The organism is Pauljensenia sp. C0254C2 (assembly GCF_056583835.1).
Genome location: NZ_JBWPJO010000023.1, coordinates 1 through 7,909 on the forward strand (window position 1 = coordinate 1; position 7,909 = coordinate 7,909).

Sequence of the window (7,909 nt, forward strand, 5' to 3'; positions counted from 1 at the left end):
CATCAAGACCGTGAAGATTTAGGGGAATGTGCAACGCAGGCACGAAGATCTAGGGTGTTGTGTTGCATCGGCGGCTGATTTGTCGCATGAGCGCACGAGAAAAGGGGTCGCGGAGACGCAGGGAGAAGAGCAAAGCGCGACACGCCGCGCATACTCACGTACTGCGGCAGAGCCATGCTCGCGGGGAGATATCGATTCAGAGATCAGCGTTGACAGTGCAACGAGGTTCGAGGGACGTTCGTGTTGGACGCCGATGCGTCGACATATGCGAGCAACGTTTTTCTGTGTCATGTCACCAAAAGGGATAGGCTCATAAAGAGGGCGCCGAAGCTTAATGGGCGCCCGTTTCGTTGTTGATCCGCACCTAGAGTTTCACCCACTTGATCGAGGACAGTCCATGACGAATCCACCCACCACCCCAGGTTCGAACGGTAACGACAGGTACTCGACGGGCACACATCGGGAACTTTCACCTTCGCCCGTCATAATGCCTCTGTTGGCGATACGCTTAAAGTGAATTGAGACCTCAATCAAAGAGCCACTTTGGGTTCCACGCCCACGCATCTGATCTACCGCACTTGCACGAATGTCGTAGAACGAAGGATGAATCATGACGAATTCACGCCCACCGACAGGTAACGACGCCAACTCGCACCAGCGATACGGCAGTAGTCCCTACGGTTTCGACAACGCACGCCAATTCGAGTCCAAGCCAGATCAGACGGCACAGTGGAATGGACAAGGCGCGAATAGCTTGAGCCGGGACGGCGATGGCCGGTTCAGCCCCGAAGGTCCCACGTCACAAGGCTCGAACTCCGACGGAGATTACGGCCGTTGGAGCCGCGACCAGCAAACAGCGCAGATGCCACCTGCACATGAGCAATGGGCAGGCAACTCGGCAAGACAGCCGGGCCAACCGGGACAGCCGGGCCAACCGGGGCAAAACGGGCCAGGCTACAACGACCAGTGGTCACACAATCAGCAGTGGTCATCGTCCAATTCTCAATGGTCATCCACCCCGTCATGGCAAAACGGCCCACAGGGGCCCTATACCCCACAGGGAGCATACGGTTCGCAAGGCCCCACGAATCCGCAAGGATCGTACGGACCACAGGGGCCATATGGCTCGCAGGGCCCCAACAGTCCGCAGGGCCCCAACAGTCCACAAGGGCCCTACGGGCCGCAGGGGCCTCAAGGCCCTGGTGGCTCATGGTCACAACCAAACCAATCCGGTGGAACGAAGAAGATCAACATCGTCGCGTTTGTTGCGCTTGGCCTTGCAGTCCTCGGCCTGATCCTCTCTGTCATTCCAGTGACGCAGATCGTAGGGTGGGTCATCCTCGGCGTCGCGTTTATTTGCTCCCTCGTCGCGCTCTTCCTAAAGAACCAGCCGCGCGTCAGCGCACTGATCGCGCTGGCAGTGACGGTTCTTTCGGCACTCATTGCTCTGGTCGTCGCCTTTGTCATGGCCAATCTGTCTGACGTTGATGAGACTGTCGACGAACAGGAACAACCCTCGGCGACAGAAACTCAGGATCAAGATCCGCAAAGTAGCCCCATTGCCCCAGCACCTACCGTGCCTCTTCCGACCACGCCCCAGCAATCAGGAGAACCAGGTCAGGCAGGACAGCAGCCTGGACAGATGCCCACCCCCGGAACGGCAAGTTCGCCCCAAACCTCGAGAGACAATCCCGCAGCACTGGGAGAAACCATTACCGTTGGCCAGTGGGACGTGGCGATCAATTCATTCAATCCCGACGCCACCGACCAAATTGTGAACGGCAATATGTTCAACACTCCTCCGGATGACGGCACGGTTTACTCCCTGCTCAATGTCACTTTCACCAACAAGGGCACTGAAAAGACCCTGCCCTTCCTGGCATTCGCCTTCATCGACGAGGCAGGCCAGACGTACTACGACTATGACAACCTCGTGGGTCTGGAGGACTCGTACTACCTTCTGGACCTTGAACCGGGACAGCAAGGCACTGGTAGCGTCGCTATCCAGATCCCAGCGGGTGCGAGCGGTGTTCTTCAGGTGACAGATGTCCTGGGAACGAGCATCGCGTACGTCTCAACGCACTAGGCAATGCCTGCAGCGCCAGCGGGATGCTGCGAGGCTGGCCAATTGCCGCCTGCTGAGTAAGCATGACCGCCGGCCACCTACTCGCCAGTAACGCTGCCTCCGCGGCAGCGCCAGCCCCCTAATAATACGACTGCCCAGCCTCCACGCCACCGAGCAGCGTTGGCACTGTGACCAGCGTGAAGCCCTGGCGCTGCAACTGATCAATGATGCCCGGGACAGCTTCAATGGTCGAAGGGTGAACGTCGTGCATCAGGACGATCGACCCGGCGCGCACAGTCGCCATAATCCGATCGGTCGTGGTCTTGACGTCGCGGTTCTTCCAGTCCTCAGAATCCACATCCCAGAAGATCGCTGCCTGACCCGCCTCACTGAGCACGCCGGTTACCTTGTCATTGGTCGCTCCATACGGAGGACGCATCAGCGCCGGCAACAGCCCACTGGCCTGCTGAATCGCATCCCGCGAGCGCGCTACCTCATCACGGATCCCCTCGACCGGCAACGTGTCGAGCTGTGGGTGCGACCAGGAATGCGACCCCACCACATGCCCTTCGTTCACAGCGCGAGCGGTGATATCCGGACGCGCCGCCACACTGGGTCCCAACTGGAAGAACGTGGCGTGCACGCCTTTCGATGCAAGCACATCGAGCAGTTTTGGCGTCAGGTTCGCATCGGGACCATCGTCGAACGTCAACGCCACACACTGCGCCGCACTGCAATCCACATTCTCGGTCGGAACCATACCCATCACACCTGATCCATCTGCGGGCAGCGGCTCGAGGGGAACGAATGGCGGTTCGGGCTGGGGAAGCCCAGCAAATTCCGCGCCTCCTGTCACCGCCGCAGTTACAGCGCGACCCAGGTCGCTCGACACCTCGGCAGCTTGATCGGGGGACACTTCCAGCACCGCGCGATCAGCGTTCACTCCACTATCAGCGTTCAGGATCAGCGCAAATGAGCCGTCCTGGCCGATTCGCACATCATCTGGCCCATGCCACGCCTCGTTCGTACGCAAGCCGAGCCTGGCCAACGCGTCCTGATAGGTTCCCGGGTCTCGATCTGCCTCACGCAACGCACGCTTGGCGGCAGGGAACAGCTGCACCCGCTCATCCTCATTGACGAGGGCGGCCGCAGGCGCCACCGTTTGGTCCTGGGTATCAACGATCCATGATGACGAGCGCGTGACCTCGCCGTCGTCGGTGCCGGTGATGGCTTCGAGGACGAACCCGATCCACTGCCCCGCAGCGAAGGACACGTCGTAGCGCACTTCCTGAGAATCCGGCCAGGATGCCATCTCGAGGGCCCGCTGCTCCATGAACGCGTTGACGTCGTCGAATCCCTGGATACCCGGCCAGGTCACAGGGATGTCTGCCGTGGACGAACGGTCAATGACATGACCGATCTGCGGGTCATCAGCGGGAAGCGCCTCAGGCATGTCAGCGACGTGGGACCGTATCCCGGCAGGTGAGGTGGGCGGGCCAGACTGGGGTGCGCTTGACGCAGCAGACTGGCCTGATTCCTGTGTGCCCGATGGCGCAGTGTCCCCAGAACCAGGATTGCACGCCGTGAGTCCCGTGAGCACAGCGACGCACGCCAGGGCGGTGCACCACCGGTGCCGGCCGAGGCGGTTGGAACTGCCGTTGTATTCACGTAGTGCCATCATGGCGCCGATGATAGCGAGCCAATCGGCCAGAATCCACCCTTTTATGTTCCACTAGACACAACCATGCCGGTATTGTCGTTACTATGAGTACCGACTCTGTGCCGCAGACAGCTGAAGTCCTGTCGGTCCTGTCCTCGTCGGAATGTTCGCTTAGGAGTGTTCCGCCGACACGGTTACACTGGCCTTTGCACTGCATCAGTAGTGCATGCGTGATCGGAGTGTTACGCGTGACGCAAGGGAAGGGGACGCCATGAGCATCTTTGATCGTTTCGAAAACGCGGTCGAAAAAGGTGTGAACTCGGTTTTTTCTCGTGTCTTTCGTTCCGGCCTCAAGCCAGTTGACGTGAATTCTGCAATCCGACGTGCCATGGAGGATAACCTCCAGGAAGTCTCCTCCGACCGCACCATCGCGCCCAATAAGTTCGTCGTGCGTACCTCCGTGACGGATCTGGAATCCATCGGTGACGACATGCCCGTCCTCGTCGATGAATTTGAACGCGACGCGACAGAGTACGCCACTCAGCACGGCTATGCATTGCTTGGCCCCATCGCAGTCAGTTTCGAGGAAGACGAATCTGAACTGACTGGGCAACTCATCGTTGAAGCTGCCAATGAGCGCGGCGCAGTCGCTCCGGCGACAGTGCTCGAGGCTTCCCCTGAACATCCGATCATCGATGTGGATGGAGACCGCTGGCTGCTGACCGAACCAGTCACCGTGATCGGGCGCGGCTCAGACTGCGACATTGTCATCACCGATTCAGGCGTGTCACGCCATCACCTCGAACTGCGCATCACTCCCACCGGGGTCATCGCAACAGACCTGGGTTCCACGAACGGGACTTTTGTGGAGGGACACCGCATCGATGCCGCTACGCTGGTGGATGGCAACCAACTGACGGTGGGCAGAACCCGGATTCTGTTTTGGACCCATCCTGAACCAGCTGACGAGGAACGGTGATGACAAGCGATCTGGCATTTACTGTTTTTCGCGTCGGATACCTGGCTCTGCTGTGGCTGATGGTGCTCGCCGCAGTGTCCACGCTGCGTCGAGACATTTTCGGAACCGTTGTCACCCCTCGTGGCAAGGGCCGGCGTACCGCTGACAAGAGACGCAAGAAGTCGCAGAAAGCTCGCAAGGATCGCGCATCAGATGAACTGATTCCCAGATCACTGCTCATTACAGGCGGCCCGCTGGTCGGAATGACTCTGACACTTGGCTCCGCCCAGATCACCATCGGACGCTCCCCGAACTGCATCATGGTGCTGGAGGACGAGTACGTCTCGGGGCAGCACGCCATGCTCTCCCCACAAGACGGCGAATGGGTCATCGAGGACCTCGGCTCCCGCAACGGCACGTTCGTGGACGACGAGCGCATCACACAGCCGACCGTCGTCCATCCCGGCACGACGATTCGCATCGGACAAACCACGCTTGAATTGGTCAGGTGAGCGTCGTGAGTCCTGAAGCAATCGAATTTCACTATGCAGCCCGGTCTGATATCGGACTGGTCCGCAAGAACAATCAGGACTCTGCCTACGCGGGCCCCAATTTGCTTGTACTCGCTGACGGTATGGGCGGCCCGGCCGGCGGTGATATCGCCTCATCCGTCGCGATCGCCCACCTGGCGCACCTGGATTCGGAATCATATCCAGCTGATTCGATCGCCAAGCTCCTGCATGACAGCCTGGTGGATGCACACGATGAGCTCTGTGAACGCTCGGAAACTGACCCGGAGCTGAAGGGTCTGGGAACCACCTGCATTGCGATCATGCGTGCCGGCTCAAAACTGGCGATGGTCCATATTGGTGATTCTCGTGCCTACGTGATGCGTGGCCACACCCTCACGCAGGTCACCACTGACCATTCTTTTGTCCAGTACCTTGTTGACAGTGGCCAGATCACGCCTGACGAGGCTGAACAGCATCCTCAGCGCAACGTGGTGCTGAAGATTCTAGGGGATTCGCAGGCCAGCGTGGTTCCTGACGAAACCATGCGTCAGGCTGTTGTGGGAGATCGCTGGCTGCTGTGTTCAGACGGTCTGTCCGGAGTGGTATCGGGAGACACGATCGGTTCGGTGCTGACCGAGTATGAAGATCCGGGCGAATGCGCCGAAAAGCTCATTGACCTGGCGTTGCGTGCCGGTGGGCCTGACAATGTGACGTGCGTGATCGCGGATATTGTTCCGGCAGGCACAACGAACCAGACTGCTCCTGAAATTGTGGGTGCTGCCGCGACCGACCGTCAGGCACCCACCCGCGGAGGTGACGGTGCTGCTGCGCGCGCAGCGGCCCTGGCCCGATCAACCTCGACTCATTCACTTTCAGATCCTGACGAGGATGCCGCTGAACCTGAGCGGCCTCGCATGCGGTGGTGGACCATTGCCGTGGGTGTGCTGGCCGTAGCAGCTGTGGTCCTGGCAGGCTTTTTGGGATACCGCTGGTCACAGCAGCAGTACTATGCGATTGGCGAGGACGGGGCGGTCGCCATCTACCAGGGAATTCCTCAGACGCTGGGGCCGTGGGCCTTTTCGCACCGCGTGGAGGTCACCTCTATTTCGCTGGCTTCCCTCGATAACGTGGATCGTGAACGACTGCAGGAACCTGTCACCCGTTCCTCACGCGAGGAAATCGACGCATATATTGCGCAGCTGGCACCCGTGAGTGCCCAGGGACCAGACGGTACGGATGCCCAATCGGGTGGTGACCGGCCACAGTCATCACGTGCCTCACAGTCGGGCACCCAGCCGCAGCCACAGTCGCTCCGCCACAGTGATTCCTCCGACGTGGAGGCACTGTAATGGCAACAGTGATGGTGGCGCCGACACGTCCTCGACGCCTGGTGGAAATTGCGCTCATGGTGGTGGCACTGGCCATCGGAATCGGCGGCTACGTGCTGACGACGATCAACCGCACCGGCGTTATCCCCCCGAACCTGGGGATGCATATCGTGATCCTGCTGGTGGTTGCCATAGCCGCTGAAATCGGGATGCACGTGCTGGCACCCTACGCCGATCCTGTCATCTTGCCGATCTCGGTGGCATTGACCGGGCTGGGACTGGCGATGATTTACCGCCTGGATCTGACCTATGACATGCTCGGGCGTTACGACACTGAATCTGGTGGCCACCTCATGCCAACCAGCACGAAGCAGCTCATCATGGTGGGTGTCGCACTGGTTGCCGCAGCACTCACCTTGATCGTGGTGCGGAATCACCGCCTCCTGCGCCGCTTTACGTACACGTTCGGAGTGATCTCCCTGGTCTTGTTGCTCCTGCCCATGCTCCCTGTCATCGGCAGTGAACAAATGGGCGCGCGCGTGTGGATCCGCATGGGGCCGCTCAGCTTGCAGCCAGGCGAACTCGTCAAAGTCACCCTGGCCATCTTCTTTGCCGGCTACCTGGTCAACAAGCGGGACTCACTGGCCATCGGCGGTCCGAAGATCCTGGGAATGCGCCTGCCGCGCGCACGTGACCTCGGTCCGATCCTGGTGGTGTGGCTCATCGGCATCGCGATTCTGGTACTCCAGCGTGACTTGGGCACATCCCTCATGTTCTTCGGCATGTTCGTGGCGATCCTGTACGTGGCGACCAACCGTCCCTCGTGGCTGGTGATCGGCGTTGTCATGTTCACTCCCGCCGTTATTTTGGCAGTACGCGCGTTCCCACACGTTCAGAACCGTTTCAACGTATGGCTCAACGCCCTGGACAATGACGTGTACAACGCGCAAGTGGGGTCCTATCAGGTCGTCCAGGGCCTCTTCGGTCAGGCTTCCGGCGGACTGATGGGCACCGGCTGGGGGCGTGGCTACCCGCACCTCGTGGTCCACGCCGAGTCCGACTTCATCTTGTCGTCACTGGCTGAAGAGCTCGGACTGACCGGGCTGCTGGCCATTTTGCTGCTGTACCTGATTTTGATTGAGCGCGGTTTGCGCGCAGCCATCGGTGTGCGCGACGGATTCGGCAAGCTACTGGCTGCTGGTTTGAGCTTCTCACTGGGACTTCAGGTGTTCGTCGTCCTGGGAGGTATTACGCGAGTCATCCCTCTGACCGGTCTGACTGCCCCTTTCCTTGCTGCCGGCGGATCATCGATGGTGGCGTCGTGGGTGATGATCGCGTTGCTGGTGCGTATTTCCGATGCTGCGAGGCGCCCCACCCGCCCGATCC

The 7,909-nt window shown here is 60.0% G+C and carries 6 protein-coding genes; 5 read left to right on the forward strand and 1 reads right to left on the reverse strand.

The genetic code is table 11. From position 1 onward, the window contains the following. The first annotated feature begins 610 nt into the window (after positions 1–610). Positions 611–2,086, forward strand: a complete 1,476-nt coding sequence (locus tag AC1DA5_RS10375; protein WP_480290176.1) for a DUF4352 domain-containing protein — start codon at positions 611–613, stop codon at positions 2,084–2,086. Between the two features lie 118 nt (positions 2,087–2,204). Here AC1DA5_RS10375 and AC1DA5_RS10380 read toward each other — a convergent pair whose 3' ends face one another. Beyond that, on the reverse strand, positions 2,205–3,746 hold the full coding sequence (locus AC1DA5_RS10380; protein ID WP_480290177.1) for a polysaccharide deacetylase family protein: 1,542 nt from the start codon (positions 3,744–3,746) through the stop codon (positions 2,205–2,207). 250 nt (positions 3,747–3,996) lie between these two features. Here AC1DA5_RS10380 and AC1DA5_RS10385 point away from each other — a divergent pair, with 250 nt between their 5' ends. The 4 genes from AC1DA5_RS10385 to AC1DA5_RS10400 all read left to right on the forward strand — a co-directional run. Next, complete coding sequence (locus AC1DA5_RS10385; RefSeq protein ID WP_058237655.1) at positions 3,997–4,704, forward strand: FhaA domain-containing protein; 708 nt, start codon at positions 3,997–3,999, stop codon at positions 4,702–4,704. Further along, entirely contained in the window at positions 4,704–5,195 is a 492-nt protein-coding gene (locus AC1DA5_RS10390; protein ID WP_058237654.1) for an FHA domain-containing protein FhaB/FipA, read from the forward strand. The genes AC1DA5_RS10385 and AC1DA5_RS10390 overlap by 1 nt, the downstream gene beginning before the upstream one ends. Before the next feature lie 5 nt (positions 5,196–5,200). Then, positions 5,201–6,544: a PP2C family protein-serine/threonine phosphatase gene (locus AC1DA5_RS10395; RefSeq protein WP_480290178.1), complete on the forward strand. Its 1,344-nt coding sequence runs from the start codon at positions 5,201–5,203 to the stop codon at positions 6,542–6,544. Next, positions 6,544–7,909 (forward strand): FtsW/RodA/SpoVE family cell cycle protein (locus AC1DA5_RS10400; RefSeq protein ID WP_480290179.1); only part of this gene is annotated, 1,366 nt, incomplete at its 3' end. The genes AC1DA5_RS10395 and AC1DA5_RS10400, both read left to right, overlap by 1 nt.

Coding starts and splice junctions, on each gene's coding strand:
- AC1DA5_RS10380 (WP_480290177.1), bottom strand. CDS start 3,746: ATGATGGCACTACGTGAATACAACGGCAGTTCCAACCGCCTCGGCCGG.
- AC1DA5_RS10390 (WP_058237654.1), top strand. CDS start 4,704: ATGACAAGCGATCTGGCATTTACTGTTTTTCGCGTCGGATACCTGGCT.
- AC1DA5_RS10385 (WP_058237655.1), top strand. CDS start 3,997: ATGAGCATCTTTGATCGTTTCGAAAACGCGGTCGAAAAAGGTGTGAAC.
- AC1DA5_RS10375 (WP_480290176.1), top strand. CDS start 611: ATGACGAATTCACGCCCACCGACAGGTAACGACGCCAACTCGCACCAG.